The sequence below is a fragment of the Psychroserpens algicola genome (genome assembly GCF_014526325.1).
GTDB classification, from domain to species: domain Bacteria; phylum Bacteroidota; class Bacteroidia; order Flavobacteriales; family Flavobacteriaceae; genus Psychroserpens; species Psychroserpens algicola.
The window spans coordinates 305,917-328,156 of record NZ_JACNMJ010000005.1 but is presented as its reverse complement, the minus strand read 5'-3'; the positions used below and the strand labels follow the sequence as shown (position 1 = coordinate 328,156).

16 protein-coding genes and 2 tRNA genes are annotated in these 22,240 nt (G+C 34.2%); 15 read left to right on the top strand and 3 right to left on the bottom strand.

Annotated features, from left to right (window positions below; all coding sequences use genetic code 11):
- The first annotated feature begins 69 nt into the window (after positions 1–69).
- The 9 genes from H7350_RS12325 to H7350_RS12285 all read left to right on the top strand — a co-directional run bounded on the left by H7350_RS12325 (position 70) and on the right by H7350_RS12285 (position 10,020).
- Positions 70–1,128, top strand: a complete 1,059-nt coding sequence (locus H7350_RS12325) for an anhydro-N-acetylmuramic acid kinase (RefSeq protein ID WP_204346229.1) — start codon at positions 70–72, stop codon at positions 1,126–1,128.
- Positions 1,129–1,277: 149 nt separating this feature from the next.
- A complete protein-coding gene (locus H7350_RS12320; RefSeq protein ID WP_204346228.1) occupies positions 1,278–2,504 on the top strand; it encodes a Glu/Leu/Phe/Val dehydrogenase dimerization domain-containing protein in 1,227 nt (408 codons plus the stop codon).
- 11 nt (positions 2,505–2,515) lie between these two features.
- Entirely contained in the window at positions 2,516–3,910 is a 1,395-nt protein-coding gene (nhaD, locus tag H7350_RS12315; protein ID WP_204346227.1) for a sodium:proton antiporter NhaD, read from the top strand.
- 64 nt (positions 3,911–3,974) lie between these two features.
- The gene (locus tag H7350_RS12310; protein WP_204346226.1) at positions 3,975–4,670 is read left to right on the top strand and encodes a MotA/TolQ/ExbB proton channel family protein; all 696 of its coding nucleotides are present in this window, start codon (positions 3,975–3,977) and stop codon (positions 4,668–4,670) included.
- The gene (locus H7350_RS12305; protein WP_204346225.1) at positions 4,670–5,065 is read left to right on the top strand and encodes an ExbD/TolR family protein; all 396 of its coding nucleotides are present in this window, start codon (positions 4,670–4,672) and stop codon (positions 5,063–5,065) included. Before H7350_RS12310 ends, H7350_RS12305 begins: the two co-directional genes overlap by 1 nt.
- A 46-nt stretch (positions 5,066–5,111) precedes the next feature.
- The gene (locus H7350_RS12300; RefSeq protein ID WP_204346224.1) at positions 5,112–5,966 is read left to right on the top strand and encodes an energy transducer TonB; all 855 of its coding nucleotides are present in this window, start codon (positions 5,112–5,114) and stop codon (positions 5,964–5,966) included.
- A complete protein-coding gene (locus H7350_RS12295; RefSeq protein WP_204346223.1) occupies positions 5,966–7,183 on the top strand; it encodes a bifunctional folylpolyglutamate synthase/dihydrofolate synthase in 1,218 nt (405 codons plus the stop codon). The genes H7350_RS12300 and H7350_RS12295 overlap by 1 nt, the downstream gene beginning before the upstream one ends.
- A 44-nt stretch (positions 7,184–7,227) precedes the next feature.
- The gene (locus tag H7350_RS12290; protein WP_204346222.1) at positions 7,228–7,521 is read left to right on the top strand and encodes a hypothetical protein; all 294 of its coding nucleotides are present in this window, start codon (positions 7,228–7,230) and stop codon (positions 7,519–7,521) included.
- A 6-nt stretch (positions 7,522–7,527) separates the two neighbouring features.
- Positions 7,528–10,020: an Hsp70 family protein gene (locus H7350_RS12285; RefSeq protein WP_204346221.1), complete on the top strand. Its 2,493-nt coding sequence runs from the start codon at positions 7,528–7,530 to the stop codon at positions 10,018–10,020.
- On the opposite strand, the gene H7350_RS12280 is transcribed toward H7350_RS12285, so the two are convergent.
- On the bottom strand, positions 10,017–11,654 hold the full coding sequence (locus H7350_RS12280) for a hypothetical protein (protein WP_204346220.1): 1,638 nt from the start codon (positions 11,652–11,654) through the stop codon (positions 10,017–10,019). The genes H7350_RS12285 and H7350_RS12280 overlap by 4 nt on opposite strands.
- Positions 11,655–11,813: 159 nt before the next feature.
- Between H7350_RS12280 and H7350_RS12275 the strand changes: the two genes are divergently transcribed.
- Both H7350_RS12275 and H7350_RS12270 read left to right on the top strand, forming a co-directional pair.
- Positions 11,814–11,888, top strand: a tRNA-Val gene (locus tag H7350_RS12275).
- A gap of 44 nt (positions 11,889–11,932) precedes the next feature.
- Positions 11,933–12,007: transfer RNA gene (locus H7350_RS12270), tRNA-Val, on the top strand.
- A 184-nt stretch (positions 12,008–12,191) separates the two neighbouring features.
- Here the strand turns inward: H7350_RS12270 and H7350_RS12265 are convergent.
- Both H7350_RS12265 and gldJ read right to left on the bottom strand, forming a co-directional pair.
- Positions 12,192–13,454: a UDP-N-acetylmuramoyl-tripeptide--D-alanyl-D-alanine ligase gene (locus H7350_RS12265; RefSeq protein WP_204346219.1), complete on the bottom strand. Its 1,263-nt coding sequence runs from the start codon at positions 13,452–13,454 to the stop codon at positions 12,192–12,194.
- 66 nt (positions 13,455–13,520) lie between these two features.
- Positions 13,521–15,203: a gliding motility lipoprotein GldJ gene (gene gldJ / locus H7350_RS12260; RefSeq protein ID WP_204346218.1), complete on the bottom strand. Its 1,683-nt coding sequence runs from the start codon at positions 15,201–15,203 to the stop codon at positions 13,521–13,523.
- Between the two features lie 251 nt (positions 15,204–15,454).
- Between gldJ and porU the strand changes: the two genes are divergently transcribed.
- The 4 genes from porU (at position 15,455) to pdhA (ending at position 22,238) form a co-directional block, all read left to right on the top strand.
- Positions 15,455–19,300, top strand: a complete 3,846-nt coding sequence (gene porU, locus H7350_RS12255) for a type IX secretion system sortase PorU (protein ID WP_204346217.1) — start codon at positions 15,455–15,457, stop codon at positions 19,298–19,300.
- 65 nt (positions 19,301–19,365) lie between these two features.
- On the top strand, positions 19,366–20,595 hold the full coding sequence (porV, locus tag H7350_RS12250) for a type IX secretion system outer membrane channel protein PorV (RefSeq protein ID WP_204346216.1): 1,230 nt from the start codon (positions 19,366–19,368) through the stop codon (positions 20,593–20,595).
- A 71-nt stretch (positions 20,596–20,666) separates the two neighbouring features.
- Positions 20,667–21,149: a cytidine deaminase gene (gene cdd / locus H7350_RS12245; RefSeq protein WP_204346215.1), complete on the top strand. Its 483-nt coding sequence runs from the start codon at positions 20,667–20,669 to the stop codon at positions 21,147–21,149.
- Between the two features lie 90 nt (positions 21,150–21,239).
- Entirely contained in the window at positions 21,240–22,238 is a 999-nt protein-coding gene (gene pdhA / locus H7350_RS12240; protein WP_204346214.1) for a pyruvate dehydrogenase (acetyl-transferring) E1 component subunit alpha, read from the top strand.
- Positions 22,239–22,240: the final 2 nt, after the last annotated feature.

Below are 22,240 nucleotides of genomic sequence, written 5' to 3'. Positions count from 1 at the left end.
ATAAAAAATGATGTCAAAGATAACTTTTTAATAGCATATTTTCAATGAGTATTGTTATTTTTACTGAATATGATAAAATCTAGCTATAATATTGTCGGTGTAATGTCAGGAACATCTTTAGATGGTATTGATTTAGCACATATTAGTTTTGATTTTGATAGTAAATGGACGTTTAAAATTCATAGCGCTGAAACCATTCCTTATACTGACTTATGGCAACAAACCTTGTCAAATCTTGTCAGTTTAGATAAAAAAGCTATCACAAAAATTGATGACGATTATACTACATATTTAGCACAAACTATTCATAGTTTCATTCTAAAACATCAGCTTAAAAATTTGGATGCCATTTGCTCTCATGGGCATACAGCTTTGCATCAACCTGAAGAACATCTCACATATCAAATAGGAAATCAACCTAAGCTTGCTAAACTAACCAACACTAAAATTGTTTGCGACTTTAGGACTCAAGATGTGTTATTAGGTGGACAAGGAGCTCCTTTAGTGCCTATTGGTGATCAGTTATTGTTTTCAGAATATGACTATTGTATCAATCTTGGTGGATTTGCTAATGTGTCTTCCGAAAAAAACAATCAAAGGATTGCTTATGATATTTGTCCGGTTAATATTATAATGAATCATTATACAAGGCAATTAGGTTTTGATTATGATGAAGGTGGGCAGATAGCAAAATCAGGACGTCTAAACAACGACTTGCTAACCGTTTTGAATGCTATAGACTTTTATGCGGCATCACCTCCAAAATCTTTAGGTGTCGAATGGGTTGAAAAACAAATTTCACCATTGCTGGAAACTTCAAAATTATCAGTAAAAGACATATTAAGAACTTGTGTTGAACATATTGCTATTCAGATTACTAATAATATTAAGTCGAATTCAAAAGTACTGTTTACAGGAGGTGGAACTTACAATACATTTTTGTTAGAGCGTATAAAAGCTCATAAAAACTTCGAATTGATAGTGCCTTCCAAATCCATCATTGAATTTAAGGAAGCTTTAATTTTTGGCTTACTAGGTGTACTCAAATTACGAGGAGAAATCAATTGTCTGTCGAGTGTAACTGGTGCCAGAAATGACCATTCTTCGGGAGAAATATATTATCCTTAAAATTATTGAAAAATTAATATACAGCGATTTTTAGTTTTTTATATTTGTTAAATAAACTAATAAACTTTTTACCAAATGAATCAACTTTAGCTGCTCTTCAATAGTATTATGAGATTTTAAATAAGTTATAAAAGATTCAATATATATAAATGAAAGAGTTACTACAAACATACGAAGACAAGGAGCCAGAAATCATCTTTAATTGGAAAGACCCTGAAACAGAGGCTGAAGGGTGGACTGTCATCAATTCACTTCGTGGAGGAGCTGCGGGAGGCGGAACAAGGATGAGAAAAGGTCTTGATATGAACGAGGTATTATCACTTGCTAAAACAATGGAAGTGAAGTTTACCGTATCGGGTCCAGCCATTGGTGGCGCCAAGTCCGGAATTAATTTTGACCCTAAAGACCCAAGAAAAAAAGGGGTTTTAGAGCGTTGGTACAACGCAGTTTCCCCTTTGCTAAAAAGTTATTATGGTACTGGTGGAGATCTTAATGTCGATGAGATTCACGAAGTTATCCCAATTACTGAAGAGAGCGGTGTGTGGCATCCTCAAGAGGGTGTCTTTGAAGGTCATTTTAAACCCACTCAAGCTGATAAAATTAACCGTATCGGACAACTTAGACATGGTGTTATAAAAGTGATTGAAAATCCAAAATATTCACCAAGCGTTAATAGAAAGTATACCGTAGCAGATATGATTACTGGTTTTGGAGTTGCCGAAGCTGCTAAACATTTTTATGATGTTCATGGAGATTCAATAATTGGAAAACGAGCTATAGTGCAAGGTTTTGGAAACGTTGGTGCTGCTGCTGCATTTTATTTAGCTCAAATGGGAGCAAAAGTTGTTGGTATCATCGATATTGTTGGTGGTTTAATAAAAGAAGACGGATTTTCGTTTGAAGAGATTACAGATCTCTATTTGAACAAATCAGGAAATACTTTAGTGAGTGATCATCTCATTCCATTTTCTGAAATGAATGAAAAAATATGGTCGTTAGAAACCGAAATTTTTGCACCATGTGCAGCTTCAAGACTTATTACTCAAAATCAAATTGATCAAATGATTGATACTGGTTTGGAGGTTATTTCTTGCGGAGCTAATGTGCCATTTGCTGATAAGGAAATTTTCTTTGGAAGTATTATGGAACATACCGATAATAAAGTCAGCTTAATTCCAGATTTTATCTCTAATTGTGGTATGGCCAGAGTTTTTGCCTACTTTATGGAGCGTAAAGTGCAAATGACAGATGAAGCTATTTTTAATGATACTTCTGAAATTATAAGAAAGGCAATTAAAAAAGTTTACGAAAAAAATAACACAAAAACGGGCATAAGTGCTACTGCATTTGAAATTGCCTTAACCCAATTAATATAACCCTAATTACTATGGAAAGTATAATTATAATAGTATTTGTTTTAGGCTACTTAGCCATCACTGTAGAGCACAGTATAAAAATTGATAAGCTCATTCCGGCTTTAGTTATGATGGCTATCAGTTGGGCATTAATTTCTTTGGGTATTGACTCATTTCCCCAGTGGTTTGATTCTTCAAGTCACGGATTAGTTGAAGGCTTTGAAAGTCTAGGTCATGAGAGCAAAATGCATTGGATGGAAGAAACGCTGTTGCACCATTTAGGTAAGACTGCCGAAATTCTAGTGTTTCTGTTAGGCGCAATGACTATAGTCGAAATTATTGATTATTTCGATGGTTTCTCTACGATTAAAAGTTTTATTAAAACGAAAAGTAAAAAGAAAATTCTTTGGATTTTTGGGTTTTTAGCGTTTTTCCTTTCTGCAATTATAGATAACCTAACAGCAACAATCGTATTAATCTCAATTTTACAAAAATTAGTGTCAGATAGAAGTGTACGTATCTGGTATGCAGGATTAATTATTATAGCTGCCAATGCTGGAGGAGCCTGGTCACCAATTGGTGATGTTACTACAACCATGTTATGGATTGGTAAAAAAGTAACTACAGGACACTTATTTGTTTATTTGTTTTTACCATCACTTATCTGTATGCTTATCCCTTTCCTTATAGCATCATTTATGAAGCCTTTCCAGGGAAATTTAGAGCAAAATATTGATGATGTTGAAAAGCCTAAAAGCAGATTTAGTTCTACAATGCTTTACTTAGGTTTAGGAGGAATAGTTTCGGTTCCAATTTTTAAAACTGTGACGCATTTACCACCATATGTAGGTATGATGCTCGCATTGGGAGTTGTTGCTATTTTTGCTGAAATTTATAGTAATTCTAAGTTTAGTATTTCTAGTCATGATTCTGCTGAAAGTGATGCACATGCACATCATAGTCCTGTTCACCACTCTTTATCTAAAATTGAGTTACCAAGTATTCTATTTTTCCTCGGAATTTTAATGGCTGTTGCAGCATTAGAGTCTCTGGGAATATTATTTGGCTTTGCAGGAACCTTACAAGACACGATGCCTATGTTAGGAACCGAGTTACACCATGAAGGTGTGTCAGATCTAGTTGTATTATTACTAGGCGTTGGCTCTGCTGTGATTGATAATGTACCTTTGGTAGCTGCGAGTTTAGGAATGTTTTCTGAACCAATAGATAATGAACTTTGGCATTTTATTGCTTACTCTGCTGGAACAGGTGGTAGTATGTTAATTATTGGTTCTGCTGCAGGAGTAGTTGCAATGGGAATGGAAAAAATAGACTTTTTCTGGTATCTTAAAAAAATCTCATGGCTGGCTTTAATTGGTTTCCTTGCTGGAGCTGTAGCATTCATGTTTACCAGAACTATATTCTAATATATACTTTAGTAAGAAAACATTCGTTATTACAATAGTTAAATTTAATTTCAATACCTATAATATGATATTACAAAGTGATATTCAAGATGGAGCTGAGTTGGTAACAGATGCAGATTCCACCGAAAAAACACTATCCATTATAGAACTTATAAGTAGTGGTGGTACTGCAGGTCAAATTATCATAGCAATGCTGTTTGTACTGTTAATTGTTGCTATTTATATATATTTTGAGCGCCTTTTTGCAATTAAAGCAGCATCTCAAATAGATTCTAATTTTATGAACCAAATTAAGGATCATGTGAGTAATGGTAAAATCGATTCAGCACAGATGCTTTGTGCTCAGGTGAACTCTCCAGTATCACGGTTAATTAATAAAGGAATCACCCGAATAGGCAAACCTTTAGAAGATATCAATACTGCAATTGAAAATGCTGGTCGTTTAGAAATTTACAGCCTCGAAAAAAATGTAAGTGTATTAGCTACAATTTCAGGAGTTGCGCCTATGATTGGGTTTCTAGGAACTGTAATCGGAATGATTTTATCAATTTTTGAAATTGCTAATTCTGGCGGACAAATAGATATTAAACAATTATCTGATGGTTTATATACAGCGATGACAACAACTGTTGCCGGACTTATTGTTGGTATTGTAGCCTACATGGCTTACAATCATTTAGTGGTGAAAACAGATAAGGTTGTCTACCAAATGGAAGCTAATTCATTAGAATTTTTAGATCACTTAAACGAGCCTATTTAATGAATTTAAGAGGAAGAAATAAAGTAACACCAGAATTCAATATGTCTTCTATGACAGATATTGTATTCTTGTTATTAATCTTTTTTATGCTTGCTTCTACTTTAGTGACCACTAATGCCATAGACATTTTATTGCCTAAAGCTAGTGGTAAAACTGAAAACAAAAAATCTGTGGCTGTAAGTATAAAGAAAGATCTGACCTATTATATTGATCAAAAACGCGTTGGCGAAAGTGTTTTGGAAACTGAATTAATTTCAGCTTTATCAAATCAGGATCAACCAACAGTTGTTTTACGTGCTGAAAAATCTGTACCTGTTGAACATGTTGTAAAAGTGATGGATATCGCCAATAGAAACAAATTTAAGGTCATTTTAGCGGTTAAGCCTAACAATTAGATAACCCTTTCTTTTTTTTTGGAACAACTTTTGCCTTAATTGATATATGAAATACCTAGAAACCAAACACGAACGAAATTCAGCTAAGATAACCGCACTCATTGTGGCTATCTTATTACTGTTATTGTTTGTGGTTGGACCTCCATATATTGATCCTCCTGAAGAATATGGCGTTGCTATAAATTTTGGAGATTCCCCTGTTGGATCTGGTACAGTTCAACCTACTGAGCCTATAAAATCACGGCCTAATGAAGAGGTTGTCAATGAAAATACTCAAGCTGATGAAGCTCAACCTGAAGAAACATCAGAGCCTAGTAGCCCATCTGAAAATGTTCTAACAAATGAATCAGCCGAAGCATTAGCGATTAAAAAGGCAAAAGAAGCAGAAGCTAAAGCAAAGGCTGAAGCAGAACGGTTAGAAAAAATCAAAAAAGCCGAAGCAGAGCGTAAAGCTAAAGAAGAACAGGATAAAAAAGACAAGCTTAAAGCACTTATTGATGGTGTGAAAAATTCTGAAGGACCTGTTAAAGAAGGCGAAGGTCCAGGTGATGGTCCTGGAGATAGTGGTGATTTAGATGGAAGCCCATATGCACCTTATAAAGGAACACCTGGTTCAGGAAATGGAGGCGTCGGTTACGGTTTAAATGGTAGAGGTAAGCCTAGTTTTACAATGCAAGATGGTTGTGAAAATGAATACGGTTTAATTGTTGTCGATATTGTTGTCGATCGCAGTGGTCGCGTAATAGAAGCGACACCAGGTGTAAGAGGAAGTAATAATGCAACTTCTTGTCTTAAAACCCAAGCCAAAAAAATAGCCTTGTCTTACAAATGGCCAGCCGATTCGAAAGCGCCAGCAAGACAATATGGTAAAGTAAGTGTGAACTTTACACCCACTAATTAATGAATTATATTGATACCGTAAACTGGATGTTTAAGCAGTTACCGATGTATCAAAATCAAGGTAAGGTTGCTTTTAAAAAAGACCTTTCAAATACGATTCTTTTAGCTCAACACTTAAACAATCCTCAACTCAAATTTAAAAGTGTTCATGTCGCAGGTACTAATGGCAAAGGTTCTACGAGTCATATGCTGGCTTCAGTTCTTCAAGAAGCAGGATATAAGGTTGGATTGTATACATCGCCACATTTAAAAGATTTTAGAGAACGTATAAAAATCAATGGTAAGCTTGTGAGCAAACAGTTCGTTATGGGATTCATAAAGCGAAATAAACCATTTTTCAACACCCATAAATTGTCTTTTTTTGAAATGACAGTTGGTATGGCTTTCGATTATTTTGCAAAGCAAAATGTTGATATAGCTGTTATTGAAGTTGGTCTTGGAGGTCGTTTGGATTCAACAAATATTATTACACCCGAAGTTGCAGTAATTACCAACATTGGTTTTGATCATGTTCAATTTTTAGGAAATACTTATGAAGCTATAGCTAAGGAAAAAGCAGGAATTATTAAACCGAAAATTCCTGTCGTTATAGGCGAAACACAAAAAGAAACAACGGATACATTTACTACTGTAGCACAGGTGAATTTGTCAGAAATTTATTTTGCAGATCAGCTTGTAAAAACATCATACAAAACCGATCTCAAGGGAAGTTATCAAAAACACAATACCAAAACAGCTGTTCAGGCATTGAAAATTCTTAGTGCTAAAACCTATCCTGTTTCCGAAGCTCACATTATAGAAGGATTACAAAATGTCGTGAAAAACACAGATCTCAAAGGACGTTGGCAACTATTGCAAGAGCATCCAAAAGTGGTTTGTGATACGGCTCATAATAAAGAAGGGTTGACGTATATTGTTGAGCAATTAAAAAATGAGTCCTTTCAAAAACTCCATATGGTTTTTGGCGTTGTTAATGACAAAGATGTCGATGCTATTATGACCTTATTACCTAAAGAAGCAACGTATTACTTTTGTAAACCTAATGTGCCTAGAGGGCTCGATGCTACGGTATTACAAACTCATTTTATCTCTAATGGATTTCAGGGAGAAGTATATTCATCGGTCAATAATGCTTTAGCCAATGCAAAAGCAAATGCATCAATTGACGATTTAATTTATGTTGGTGGCAGCACTTTTGTTGTAGCTGAAATCGTATAGCTTATAAATATTTGTATATTTAATCTTCAATTTAATTTTATATAATGACAGAGATAATTAATCAGGTGTTTGCATTGGATTTAAAAATGAAAAAGGATAATAACGATAGTTTGAATCGCTATGTAGATCGCATTTATCACGAGTTTGAAGCTATGGGTTTTCAAATTGTCAACCCGATTGGTCAGGCCTATCGCAATGAAATGACAGATGTGGAAGCAAATATTATTGGTGATTTAAGCAGGAAATCGAAAATTACCAAGGTCCTAAAGCCAGTCATTTATCAAGTTGAAAATAATGAAACCAGACTCCTTCAAAAAGGAATTGTAATTGTAGAATAGCCTCAGATGAAAACCATAAACTTTGCTATAGATTTAGGAACGACTAATAGTCTTATTGCTAAATATGACGACGGAACTATTAAAATTTATAATAATCCGATTGGACTGAAACAAACCCTGCCTTCTTGTATCGCTTTTCGCGGAAATAGAACGGTTATCGGAGATAAAGCACTTGACTATTTGGAGAAAGATGCTGAAAATATCTGCATGTTATTCAAGCGTAAAATGGGAACTCAGGACACCTATTATGTGCCGTCAATTGATAAAGAAATGTCACCTATTGAGCTGTCTTCATTAATTCTAAAAGAACTTAAAAACTTTGTCAATGATGAAGAAGTCTTAAACTCAGTCGTAATTACAATTCCTGCTTCTTTTGATACCATACAATCAAATGCAACTAAAAAAGCTGGTTATATGGCTGGTTTTAAAGAGGTTGTTTTGCTACAGGAACCTATTGCTGCATGTTTGGCATTTGCCAATACGTCCAATACCGAAGTCAACGAAAAGCAAAATTGGATTGTTTATGATTTTGGAGGAGGAACTTTTGATGTAGCACTAGTCGAAGTCAATGATAGAGAATTAAAAGTTACTGATAATTTAGGTGATAATTATTTGGGTGGAGCTGACTTTGACAATCTTATTGTAGAAAAATTAATTGTTCCGTTTATAGAAGAAAAGTTATCACTTACCAATCTTTGGAAAGACCTAAAATCTAAGACTACTAACTTTAATGGTCTCTATTTTGAACTCCTTAAAATTGCCGAAGAAGCAAAAAAGGAATTATCACATTATGAGGACACAGAAGTCGAATTGGATATCGATATCAATACTGAAAATTTTTATGAATCCTTTACCATAAAACGCGAAGCATTTGAAGAATTAATTCGTCCTAAAGTAGAGCAGACAATTACTTTTATTCAAGATGTTATAAAAAACAATCAGTTACTTAAAACTCAAATTGAGCGTGTAATTTTGATTGGAGGAAGCACCTATGTGCCATTAATAAAAAAACGTATTTCTGAAGCTATAGGTGTTGAGGTCAATTCGAGTATTGATCCAACTTCGGCAGTGGCTCTTGGAGCAGCTTATTATGCAGGTTCAAAACCGGCTACTGTTTCAGATGATGAAATTACTAAGGAGAAAGTTGTAGAGGATTCTGTCGATTTTAAATTGTTCTACGAACAAAATACCAGAGATTTAGAAGAACTCATTACAGCAAAAGTCAACTCTAAAGAGGTTGGTAGTTATAGGATAATGAGACGAGATGGTGGTTATGATTCTGGAGTGAAAATTCTGGATGATGGTAGTTTTTCAGAATTTGTGCCTTTACTTGAAGGTCGTTTAAACCAGTTTAAAATTCAGTTATTAAACTCAGAGTTAGATGTTTTAAAAACTATTGAAACCGTAGCAATAAATCAAGGAAGTTACAATGTTCAGGGGCAACCTTTACCAAATGACATTTGTATGGAAATTGATGATTTAGATGCTTCAACTACACGATTGGAAAAAGTGTTCGCTAAAGGAAGTATTTTACCATTAAAAAAGAAGATTTATAAAACGGCTTCTAAAACAATTTTGCAACAATCGCAATCTAATCTGATTATTAATATTATCGAAGGAAATTCGAGAGGCTTACCGAGTTCTGGATTAAGTATTGGTTATATCGAAATATTTGGAAAAGACCTTGAAGAAGATTTAATCAAAGGTACAGATATTGAAATCGAGCTCGAAGTCACTGAATCTAGAGATTTAAAGATTAACGTCTTTTTACAAGCTTGTGATCAGGAATTTAAAAATGTATTTAGTGAATCTGAACGCGCTATAAGTGTCAATAAGATAAATATGGAAATCAATACGGTTTTGGGTGATGTTGAAGCCTTAATCCGAGAGCATAATTCTGAAGAAAATTTTGAGTATTCTCAGCAATTGGAAACCATAAGAGTAGGATTAATTGAAACACAAATAGCTGCATCTTTAATAACCGATGATGATGTCTCTGATGCTAAATTTCAGCTGGATGATAAAAAGCGAAAACTCATACAAGATTTTGATGACTTAACGAGAAACAAAGTTATTGCTAAAGAAATTGAAGAGTATAACGAATCGAAGGAGAGTTTAGAATACCAATTGAGCTATGAAAAGAATGAGCACTTTAGAGATAAATACTCCCGAATTATTAAAAATGAGCGTGAAGTTATTAACTCAGGAAACAAATATCTAATTCGTGCAAAGATTAAAGAACTAGACGAATTGTACTATGCTATAATCAAGTCTAGCGATGAAAACTTCATTTCTTATTTTCTCAATCTTAAGTTTTGTACCGATTTTTCTAATCAGCGTAGAGCCGATAAGCTGTTCAAGGAAGGAGAGAAAGCACTAGATAAACAAGATTACAAATCATTACGACACATTGTTTATGGTTTAACAGCCTTGTTACCAGACCATGAAAAAGAAAAACAGAAAAACTTTAAAGATGATAGTAGAACAGGACTAAGCTAACGTCTGTATTTTCTATTGTAATAATCGGTGTATAATTTGTTAATGCTTAATGGTTTTAGGTTGAGGTTTTTTGCTTTAATCTGTTCAACTCTGGTGGTATCAATCAAAATCTTATTTGATGAACTACTGTTTATTTTAGAGATTTTGTCTTTAAACGGGTATATGGAAATTTCAGAGTTGGGTATGTCATTTTCCTTGTTTACAACGAGCATATTTGATAGGTCAGTATCTTCAATAAAATGAGAGAATTTTGTAGAAACAAAATGGCGGCCTGTATAAAACACAAGTGAATCCTGATCAGAGATTTTAGCGAATGTTGATTGATTTTTAGGAATATATAAGGACTGATCAATTCCGTTTGTTAACCTAAATACAATAAGATCCTCTTTAGTTCGATTCGTTATTTTAACCAAAGAATTGTCGATGTCTTCAGTTTTGTGAGGAATAACTGTAAATGTTTTAGGATAAGGGTTAGAAAAGGGGTCTAGATGCTTAATGTAACCATCTTTATCTACATTTTTACGTTCAACTTTCCGTTTCAAGGTATAGATGAACTTTGTGTGATCGGCAAGTTTAAACCTATCATAATTAGGTTCTGTTTCAGTACTTTCAGTCGATTCTATGACAGTTTCTTCTACATTTAAAATATCATCAACTGAATGCAATGTTCTTAAGCTATCAAGTTTTCTTTGAAAGGCGTCATTATAAATTGGTTGAGAACTATAATTACTACCGTTGATGTAATCGTAATTACTTTTCTTAGAGTCTTTACTTACCCAGAAAATAATTCTGATAACTATCATTATAATCACAAAAGCACTCCAGCCTCCAAATCCCGAGCCTGTCTTTCTACTTGAGCGGGATGGATACGTATATTCTCTGGCAATATTTGCATTGGATTTTAAAGTTTCAGCAAGAAAGAAATTAGAAGTTTCTAAAACCGAGAATGCCACCATGGCTTTTGCAGCAAATCGAAATTGCTGATTGTCTACATTTCTGCGTTTAGAATTATAAATGTCAATCACTTCTGAGTTAAGTTCTTGTATCTCTTGATTGAAATTGTCGGGATATTGATTTAAACAATTGATAAAAACTTTATTCGTAATAAACGCTACAGGATGTTCTTTATCATTTAATCGTTTCTCTCTCAAGTATACTGCTGCATAATTGAGACGTGCTTTTAAAAAATTAATGACGAGTTGATTGTTTTCTTCTGAAAAAAGATAGTTATGGTCGAGTACTTTTAGTAATAGGACGTATTTTCCTTTGTTTAAAGTATCCGAAAGAAATACTTTTAAATTGTCTTTTAAGAAAGGAGCTAAGAAGTATTTTAAATCTTCTTCATTTGTGATTAAAGATGTATCGACTTCAATTTCTGCCTGTTTAATGGCCTTATGATTTCCGGATATCAACTGTTTAAGCCAGTCGTGTTTTTCAATAAAAACATAAGACTGTCTGGTGGTATCATCTTTTAACTTTTCAATTAGGTGTGCGACTTCTCCCAAATTATTAGCATCACCAAGCATAGCTTTAGCTTTGAGTTGTTTTTGGAGCTTTATAATGCCGTTAGAATCAATGTTAGAAAGTGATTCTATATCTAAGCCTAATTGGTCAATAAATGAGATGTATTTCAATGCGCGATTTTATAAAACTTAAAAATATCAAAATAAATTAGAACGCTAAAATTGAGCTTGTTTTTTTGAAGTTTTCTGAGATGTAAAATTTATTTTATTTTTTTTCAAAAAAGCTTTTGGTAATTAAAAATCTAGACTATATTTGCAGTCCAATATTTAGGGCGCGTAGCTCAGTTGGTTCAGAGCACTTGGTTTACACCCAAGGGGTCAGGGGTTCGAATCCCTTCGCGCCCACTAAAGTTCACAGAAATGTGGACTTTTTTGGTTTTTATGAGTAAGGGTCATTAACTCAGTTGGTTTAGAGTGTTACCTTGACAGGGTAGAAGTCACTGGTTCGAATCCAGTATGACCCACATCAAGCACTATCCTGATTTGTTTTGCAAGTCAGGGTTTTTATTTTCAATAAACCGAGTTGCAAACTCAAGGTTTTTTGAAAATAAAAATACAGAAGATGCGATAGCATCCAGGATTGTATTTGCAGGAGTTGATTTAACTGGATCAACGGAGTTAATCTGAAGAGGAATATCAATATATTGCCTACAGCAATTCCATAATACGCTCCAATGCCATACCTCTTGATCCTTTTATCAATATCATTTGGTCTTTAAACGAAAAGGTATCGAATTTACTTTTTAAATCTTCAAAGGACTTGAAGTAAGAGATTCTATCATGCTTAGTGGTGGTATTAAAATTTTCACCTACCAAAATAACCTGTTCAATTTGTAATTCATTTGCAAAATTAGCTATGGCTTGATGCTCAGATTTAGCTTCATTACCCAACTCGAACATGTCACCCAAAATAGCCACTTTGTTAGTATTGTTTAATTGTTCAAAATTTGATAGCGCAGCATGCATACTCGTCGGATTGGCATTATAGGCGTCTAAAATTATGTGATGCCCATTTTTTTTAACAATTTGAGAACGATTATTATTTGGGATATAGCTTTCAATAGCTTCTATAATGGCTTTAGTAGAGACATTAAAATGTTCTCCAATAGCTATTGCAACAGAAACATTATTGTAATTGTAAGTACCTGTAAGGTGTGTTGTTATGATTTCATTTTTGTATGCTATTGAAATATATGGCTGAGCTTTTAAAAGCTGGGTCTGTGACCCAAATACTACAGTATTTTTATAATTACCAACTTGCTTAACTTGAAGAGCATCATTTTCATTAATGAAAATAGTTTTATGATGAGCTTTTAAAAAGTCATACATTTCAGACTTTCCTTTGATGACACCTTCTATACTTCCAAAACCTTCCAGATGCGCTTTTCCAAAATTGGTAATTAAACCAAAATCGGGTAAGGCAATATGAGTCAAAAATTCAATTTCTTTTTGATGATTAGCTCCCATTTCAACAATGCCAATTTCAGTAGCCTTTGTCATACTTAAAAGTGTTAATGGTACACCAATATGGTTGTTTAAATTGCCAATTGTGGCTGTTGTTATATAAGATTTTGACAAAACAGCGTTAATAAGCTCTTTCGTTGTGGTTTTTCCATTACTACCTGTGAGAGCAATAATTGGAATATTTAAAGATTTACGATGTATAGTGGCTAGGGCTTGTAATGTTTTTAGAACATCATCAACCAAAATATATTGTTCACTTTTTTGATATTGTTTTTCATCTATTATAACAAATGAAGCGCCTTTGTCTAAAGCAGCTTCAGCAAAAGTATTGCCATTAAAGTTATCTCCTTTTAAGGCAAAGAACATGCAGTTTTTAGTGATTTTTCTAGTGTCAGTGCACACAGCACTACAAGTTAAAAAGGTATTGTAGATGATTTCTATTGTCATAAAATAAATGTAATAAAAAAGTCCTAATCAAACGACTAGGACTTTAAAATATAAGTATAAACTATATTAGTTTCTTTTCTTGCTTCCTTGTGATTTAGAACCAACTCTAGACATTGCACATCTGAATCCGATATAATCGGTAGCCATATCTTGTGGGAAGTATCTACGTTGAGCTGGATCAATCCAGTAGGCTCTATCTCTCCATGAACCACCTTTGTAAACTCTAACTTCATCGTTAATCAATGAGGTTCTGTCATTAGATGTGTCATACTCTTTTAATAAAGCACCTGTAGAATCTCTCTCTACATTATGTTTTGGAGAGTTATACATTTTACGAGTGTTGTTGTCATCCATAAGTGATTCATCTTCATCAAAACTATCAGCATATTGGCGCGACGATCTTACGTCACCATCTCTAAAGTTTCTGTTATCACTCTTATCGAAATTCGTTCTCAAGTAGGTTTCATTTTCATCTACACCAACTTGTAAAATTTCACCAGGTAAATTTCTTGCAACAATTTGTCCGTTACTTAATGTATCATATACAATTTCATCAGGCGTTACAATTTTTACAGTACCATCTTCGTTAATGGCATTTTTTGTATAAACGTTTCCTCTGTAGTAGTTGAAATCATTAAATTCATCATCAACAATAGGTCTGTAAACATCGGCAACCCATTCAGCTACATTTCCTGCCATATCATATAAACCGTAATCGTTAGGCTCATAAGACATCACTTGAGCAGTAATATCAGCACCATCGTCAGACCATCCAGCGATTCCACCGTAATCACCTTTACCTTGCTTAAAGTTGGCTAACTGATCACCTCTGGTTTTACGTTTTCCTGAACGAGTATATTGTCCATCCCATGGATATTTTTTACGACCTCTATATACATTAAAACTTCTTAATTCACTTAAACCTAAAGCAGCATATTCCCACTCAGCTTCCGTTGGAAGTCTGTAATCTGGAGAAATGATACCAGATTCTCTTCTAGCGTATTTATTAATGGTATCTCCAGCAGCTGTAACCTGAACTCTACGTCTTGATTTTTCAGGATTTATGATAGAATCATTACCGCCATAAGTTTGAGTTGGAGCATTGATATATGTGTCTACGTTAAAGTTACTTTCGGCACTAGAGCTATATTGAGAGTCTCTGGCAAGATATCCAGCTTCTTGTAAATCCATTTCAGCAACTCTATCTGTTCTCCAGTTCGCAAACTCAACTGCTTGAATCCAGCTAACACCAACAACAGGGTATTCTCCATAACCTGGATGACGTAAATAGTTTTCTGTCATCATTTCAGCATAACCTAAACGGTTTCTCCATACTAATGTATCAGGAAGAGCACCTTCATAAATTAATCTATAATTTTCTTCTTCTGGCGGATAAGTTCTTTTAATCCAATCCAGATATTCAGTGTACATTTTATTGGTAACTTCACTTTCATCCATGTAAAATGATTGAATGTGCTGTTGGTTAGGTGAATTATTCCAATCATGCATCACATCATCCTGAACTTTTCCCATCGTAAAAGTACCACCTTCTATGAATACTAAACCTGGGCCTGTTTCTTGTTCTTGGAATTTGTCATTGTATTGAAAACCACCATTTTTATCATTGATTTTCCATCCTGTAGCTCTAGATGTATTTTTATCTGTAGAATTTCTACTACAACTAACAATTGTTAAAGACACTACTAGGGCTAATAGAATCCTTAGATTTAAGACGTTTTTCATATCCATACTTTTTAAGTAAGCTAGTTTAATTTTAGAGACGCAATATAGTAATTAAAGGTAAACTAACAACATTTTTTGCTAAAATCATGCAAAAAAAGTTGCATTTCATCCTCTTTTTTGTACACAATAACGGATTTTTAATCAGTTTATCGATGTATTTTGTCTTTAATAACGATTGAATAAATCAATTATTGTTGTAATTTTGAATAAAAAATTGTGACTCTATAATATCATGAGTATATAGACGTTAATTTACTATGAAAAAACATTTACTATTTTCTTTACTATTAATTTCATTTTTTAGCTTTTCGCAACAAAAACAATTTAATATTGTTTGGGAAGGCATTAAAGTTTTAGAAACTGAAACGTCTAAAATTGAAATCCCTAGTTTTAGTACAAAGCATTTTAGTTTTTTGAGAAGTCAGGGACTTAAGTTTTATGCAGAATGGGAAGAATCTTCATATCTTAATGAAAATTCTATTCAGTTAAGTCAGGTTGCATATCAAAATATAAGTGTTTCCGATTTAAAGGATCTACCACTATCAACCATACCTAACACACCTAAAGTAACTCTTAGAAATGCCATTGATAGAGATAAAATAAATGCCTATTTAGAAATCACACCAATAATCAACGATAGAGGTATTTATAAAAAGATAACTGCATTTACGATTGATTATCAATATGGAGGCGCACTCAACAGAACATCACTTAATAATAATGAAATTACTAATTCAGTTTTAAACACTGGTAACTGGTATAAGTTTTATGTAGATAAGTCTGGGGTTTTTAGATTAAGTAAAAGTTTTTTAAATGCTTTGGGTGTTAATACCAATGTTGACCCAAGAACAATTAAAGTATTCGGTAATGGAGGAGCTATGCTGCCTTTAGCTAACAGTGAATTTTATCCTTCTGATTTAACTGAAAATGCCATTCGATTTGTTGGAGAAGAAGATGGCGTGTTTGATGATCAAGATTATATCTTGTTTTATGCAGAAGGACCAAAAGAATATAATAGTGAAAGTGATACTAATATTAACTTATTTACTGATAAATCCTACTATTTTATAAATACTGATGGTGGTTTTGGGAAACGAGTTACCACTCTAAATCAACCTGAAGGAGACATATCTATTGAAGTCAATACCTTTCAGGATTATCAGTTTCATGAAGTTGATGAAAATAATTTGGCAAAAATCGGGAGACGATGGCTGGGTGAACGTTTTGATATTGAAAACGAAAGAAATTATACATTTAGCTTTCCTAATTTAGTTTCCGAAGTACCTGCAAAAATTAGAGTTCTTGCTGGAGCAGTAAGCGAAAGTCCTTCAACTAATATGCAAGTGGTTTTAAATGGGACTTTAGTTAATACTATGGGCTTTACTGGAATAAATGACCCAATATTAGCCTCTGGAAACTCTTATCAGGATGATGTAAATTTATCTTCACCTGAAGTGTCAGTTAATTTAATCTATAATAATAATGGAAACCCTTCGTCTTCGGCTTACTTAGATTTTATATCCATTGAAGCGACTCGAAGTTTGATTTTTGAAGGTACTCAATTCAAGTTTAAAAATAATGATGTTGCTCTAAATCCGGGTGTTGCTCAGTATACTATTGGAAATACGTCTAATGTTCAAGAAATTTGGGATATTTCTGATAAGTATAATGTTAAAACTATAGTGAATTCAGATCAAAGCGCTAGTATGCAATTTCTTGATGTTGCTGGTGAAAGTAAGACATACATCACAGTGTCAAGTTTAGATTATTTTGACCCGTCAAGAGATGCTAATACTACTGTTGCCAATCAAAATATAAAAGGTACAATTTTTCTCAATAGTCAGGGAGAATTTCAGGATGTAGATTATATCATCGTTGCACGTAATTCTTACACTTCTCAAGCTGAAAGGTTAGCTCAAATTAATAGGGATAAATATAACCTAAATGTAAAAGTTGTAACTCTTAATGAGATTTATAATGAATTTAGTTCGGGGAATCAAGATATTGCAGCTATCCGAAACATGGTAAGGTATGTTTATAATAATGCAAGTAGTCCATCACGCAGACTCAAGTATGTATGTCTTTTTGGGGATGCATCTTACGATTATAAAGACCGAGTTTCTAACAATACCAATATCGTCCCTATATGGAACTCTAAAGAGAGCTTTAGTTTAACATCGTCTTTTATTTCCGATGATTTCTACGGCATGATGGATGACAACGAAGGTTTGATGAATGCAGGTGATCGCTTAGATATAGCTGTAGGGCGAATTCTGGCTGATACACCTCAAAGAGCAGTAGAATTGGTAGATAAAATTGAAGGCTATTATGCTGAGGAAGCATTTGGTAGCTGGAGAAATAATATCATTGCTATTTCCGATGATGTTAATGAGTCATGGGAAGAGATTTTACAAGGAACAACTGATGAAATTTCTAATGAAATCTCCACTGAAAAACCATTTATAAATGCCGTTAAGATTCATTCCGATGCTTTTCAACAAGAATCCAGTGCCAGTGGCGAACGATATCCACAAGTCAATAAAGCTATTAAAGATGCCATAGAAGTTGGAGCTTTGGTTGTCAATTATTTTGGACATGGTGGAGAGGACGGATTGGCAGCAGAGCGTGTATTTACCAAGTTTGATGCTCAGGAAATTCGAAATGTCTGTAAGTTTAATCTATTTATTACCATAACTTGTGAGTACACCAAGTTTGATAATCCACAACGTCAAACCGCAGGTGAATTTACCTATTGGAATAAAGATGGAGGTTCTATTGCTTTAATCACTACTACAAGACAAATCTTTGTAACTGCAGGAATCTCATATAATGTGGTTTTAGAGCAGTTTCTCTTTAGTTACGGCTCAAACGAGTATCCTAGTGTTGCTGAAGCATTGAGATTAACCAAAAATGACCCGGCGATTTCTGGAAACCCACAACGCTCCCTCGTATTTTATATTGGAGATCCAGCAATGAAGCTGGCATTTCCAAGACCTGAAATTAGATTAACAGCCGTAAATGATGTGCCAATTGGTGAACAAACTGAAGTTCTTAAAGCATTAGATCGGGTTAAAATGTCTGGTGAAGTTTATGACACTGCAGGGAATTTCTTGTCAAACTATAATGGTATTTTAACTGCTACAGTTTTTGATAAAGAGATTGACAGACAAACTTTAGGAAATGATGGTACTACGGGTAGTAATGGTCTGATTATACTTGATTTTAAAACACTTGGCGAAACCATGTTTAAAGGCCAAGCTACAGTAACCAATGGGAAATTTGATTTCGAATTTGTGGTACCTAGAGATATCGGAATCCCAGTCGGACCAGGGAAAGTGAGTTTTTATGCGAAACAAGATAATATACTAGACGATAAATCTGGATTTAATTTTGATATTCAAGTTGGAGGTATAAACGAAAATGCTGAAGAAGATAATGTCGGACCAGTGATTAGTCTTTTTATGAATGACGAAAATTTTGTTTCAGGAGGTATAACCAACGAGCAGCCAACATTGCTTGCTAAACTTCAAGATGAAAATGGCATCAACACTGCAAGTGGTATCGGTCACGATATTGTAGCCATATTAGATGGTGATGAAACGAATCCTTTTGTTCTTAATGACTACTACGAAGCAAATGTAGACGATTACCAAAGTGGAAAACTGAGTTACCTTTTTAGAGATTTAGAAACAGGATTACACACTCTAACACTTAAAGCTTGGGACGTATATAATAATTCTTCAACAGCTGAAATAGAATTTTTGGTGAGAGATAAAGACGAAGAACTGGTTATTGATAATGTTCTAAACTACCCAAATCCTTTCATTGATTATACCGAATTTTGGTTCAATCACAATAGTTCTGATGTTTTAGACGTTTCAGTACAGATCTTTACAGTGTCTGGAAAATTAGTCAGAACTTTAAATGGTCAAACTTCTGGAGGAAGTAAAGTGACGAGTTCACTTTCAAAAGATATCGTTTGGGATGGTAGAGATGATTTTGGTGATAAAATCGGTAAAGGTGTCTATATTTACAAACTAAAAGTCCGATCTAGTCGTTTAAATAAACAAGTCGAAAAAATTGAAAAACTTGTGATACTCTAATAAAGATTTATATTTGCTTAATCTATATGGTGTAGTAATACATTGATATAAACATGAATTTACATATGAAAAGATACATTTTAGCCCTTATTGCACTCAGCCTATTTAATTTTTCGAATGCTCAAGAGACCGTGACATTTCCTAATCAATCTACTGTAATTACTACAGGTGTGCCATTTATGCTTATTGCTCCAGATGCACGTTCTGCAGGTATGGGAGATATGGGAGTTGCGACTTCAGTTGATGCTTATTCACAACAATGGAATGCAGCCAAATATACGTTCTCTGAAGCAAAATCTGGTATTGCCGTAAGTTATACACCTTATTTAAGTAAATTAGTTAATGATATTTCTATCGCATATTTAACATACTTCAATAGAATTGATGAAAGAAGTTCTTTCGGATTTAGCTTCAAATATTTTGGTTTAGGTGAAATTGAAATTCGCCCAGATGAATTTTCAGAGCCATTAATTGAAAAGCCAAATGAATTTACTGTTGATGCGTCTTACTCATTGCGTTTAGCAGACCAATTTGCAATGTCTGTAGCCTTAAGATATTTACGTTCAGATTTAAGAATTCAAGCTGTCGATGCTAATGCAAGCGCAGCAGGTTCTTTTGGAGTCGATATTTCTGGTTTTTATCAAAGTGAGGAGGAAGCTTATAATAGTTTTAATGGAAGAACGCGTTTTGGATTTGCTATTCAAAACTTAGGTCCAAAAATTAAGTATGATGATGGCGGAAGAGAGAATTTCTTACCAACCAACTTAAGACTTGGAGGTGGTTTTGATTTTATATTTGATGAGTATAACAAATTAGCCGTAACCGCAGAGGTTACTAAACTATTAGTGCCAACACCACCTTTATTTGGATTTGTTGATACCAATGGTGATGGAGAACAAACTTCAGACGATCCTGCAACCGCAGATGTTGATGAGAGCGAACCAACAATCATTACGAGCGGTCAATCCAATGATGTAAGTTTCTTATCAGGCGTATTTCAATCTTTTGGAGATGCACCAGGAGGGTTTAGTGAAGAGTTAAAAGAATTTACTTGGGCTTTAGGTGCCGAGTATCTTTATCAGGAATCATTTGCATTTAGAGCAGGTTATTTTAATGAAAGTGATGAAAAAGGAGCAAGAAAATTTTTCGCTCTAGGAGCAGGATTTAAATACACAACAATTAATATCGACTTATCGTATCTGTTTTCAGCATCAAAAGTTCAAAGTCCGTTAGAGAATACTTTACGCTTCTCTCTGACGTTTAATTTTGGAGATGGAGAATATGACGAATATTAGTCGTTCACATAATTCAAACTTAAAACTATTGTTTCTCTAAGCAATAGTTTTTTTGTCTAAAACAGTTTCTAATGAAGGAAGTTAAAATAGAATCTAAGTTAAGCGTTTTTGATGATTTCAACGAATTACCTCCAGATGTTGCTAAACTAATGGAGAACGCCATAGAAGCACGACGCAACGCTTATGCGCCATATTCAAAGTTTTTAGTCGGCGCTGCAATTTTATTAGATAATGGTGAAGTTGTGACGGGTAATAATCAGGAAAATGCATCGTATCCATCTGGATTATGTGCCGAGCGTACAGCCATCTATTATGCAGGCGCTAAATTTCCAAATGCTAAAATTTTAAAAATGGCTTTAACAGCTGGTTCGCAAATACAAACAACTAAGACGCCAATTCCGCCATGTGGTGCTTGCAGACAAGCTATCGCAGAGTATGAGTTTAAGCAGGATGATCCAATTGAAATCTACTTCATGGGAGAAACAGGTAAGGTCGTAAAATCTGATTCTTTAGCCAATTTATTACCTCTGGGCTTCGATAAAAGTTTTCTATAACGATTTCGTAACAAATTTTACGTTTATCGGTTTTTTCATTACTAACTAAAGTGTTACTTTTGTTATTCGTTTAAATAATTAACGTCACTAATGCAAAAAATCACAAAAGAAGTTTACCTAAAATGGTATGAGGACATGTTGTTCTGGAGAAAGTTTGAAGACAAGCTTGCTGCAGTTTATATTCAACAAAAAGTAAGAGGATTTCTTCATTTATATAACGGTCAAGAAGCGGTGTTGGCAGGAGCGCTACACGCTATGGATTTGACAAAAGACAAAATGATTACTGCGTACAGAAACCACGTTCAACCCATTGGAATGGGAGTAGATCCTAAGCGTGTTATGGCAGAATTATATGGAAAAGCCACAGGAACCTCTCAAGGTCTTGGAGGTTCGATGCATATTTTTTCAAAAGAACATCGTTTTTATGGTGGTCATGGTATTGTTGGTGGTCAAATTCCATTAGGTGCAGGAATTGCTTTTGGAGATAAATATCATGGAAGTGATGCCGTAACACTTTGTTGTTTTGGTGATGGTGCCGCTCGTCAAGGGTCGCTTCATGAAACTTTTAACTTAGCCATGCTATGGAAATTACCTGTGGTATTTGTATGTGAAAATAACGGATATGCCATGGGAACTTCAGTAGAACGTACTGCCAACCATACTGATATCTGGAAATTAGGTCTCGGTTATGAAATGCCTTCTGGGCCAGTTGATGGGATGAACCCAATTAAAGTGGCTGAAGCATTTGATGAGGCAATTGCACGTGCTAGGCGAGGTGACGGACCAACATTTTTAGAATTAAAAACTTACCGTTACAGAGGACATTCAATGTCTGATGCGCAACACTATAGAACTAAAGATGAGGTTGAAGAATACAAAAAAATAGACCCAATAACTCAGGTTAAAGAGGTTATTTTAGATAAGAAATATGCTACTGAAGATGAAATCGCAGTTATAGATAAGCGTGTTAAAGCATTGGTATCTGAATGTGAGAAGTTTGCAGAAGAATCACCATATCCAGATAAGAATGTCATGTATGACGCTGTTTATGAGCAAGAAGATTATCCATTTATACAACACAAAATATAAGC

Bases quoted from the DNA above. Each gene is read 5' to 3' on its own strand.
- H7350_RS12290 (WP_204346222.1), top strand. From the start codon at position 7,228: ATGACAGAGATAATTAATCAGGTGTTTGCATTGGATTTAAAAATGAAA.
- pdhA (WP_204346214.1), top strand. From the start codon at position 21,240: ATGCAAAAAATCACAAAAGAAGTTTACCTAAAATGGTATGAGGACATG.
- H7350_RS12310 (WP_204346226.1), top strand. From the start codon at position 3,975: ATGATATTACAAAGTGATATTCAAGATGGAGCTGAGTTGGTAACAGAT.
- H7350_RS12295 (WP_204346223.1), top strand. From the start codon at position 5,966: ATGAATTATATTGATACCGTAAACTGGATGTTTAAGCAGTTACCGATG.
- porV (WP_204346216.1), top strand. From the start codon at position 19,366: ATGAAAAGATACATTTTAGCCCTTATTGCACTCAGCCTATTTAATTTT.
- H7350_RS12285 (WP_204346221.1), top strand. From the start codon at position 7,528: ATGAAAACCATAAACTTTGCTATAGATTTAGGAACGACTAATAGTCTT.
- gldJ (WP_204346218.1), bottom strand. From the start codon at position 15,203: ATGGATATGAAAAACGTCTTAAATCTAAGGATTCTATTAGCCCTAGTA.
- H7350_RS12265 (WP_204346219.1), bottom strand. From the start codon at position 13,454: ATGACAATAGAAATCATCTACAATACCTTTTTAACTTGTAGTGCTGTG.
- nhaD (WP_204346227.1), top strand. From the start codon at position 2,516: ATGGAAAGTATAATTATAATAGTATTTGTTTTAGGCTACTTAGCCATC.
- cdd (WP_204346215.1), top strand. From the start codon at position 20,667: ATGAAGGAAGTTAAAATAGAATCTAAGTTAAGCGTTTTTGATGATTTC.
- H7350_RS12320 (WP_204346228.1), top strand. From the start codon at position 1,278: ATGAAAGAGTTACTACAAACATACGAAGACAAGGAGCCAGAAATCATC.
- H7350_RS12305 (WP_204346225.1), top strand. From the start codon at position 4,670: ATGAATTTAAGAGGAAGAAATAAAGTAACACCAGAATTCAATATGTCT.
- H7350_RS12325 (WP_204346229.1), top strand. From the start codon at position 70: ATGATAAAATCTAGCTATAATATTGTCGGTGTAATGTCAGGAACATCT.
- H7350_RS12300 (WP_204346224.1), top strand. From the start codon at position 5,112: ATGAAATACCTAGAAACCAAACACGAACGAAATTCAGCTAAGATAACC.
- porU (WP_204346217.1), top strand. From the start codon at position 15,455: ATGAAAAAACATTTACTATTTTCTTTACTATTAATTTCATTTTTTAGC.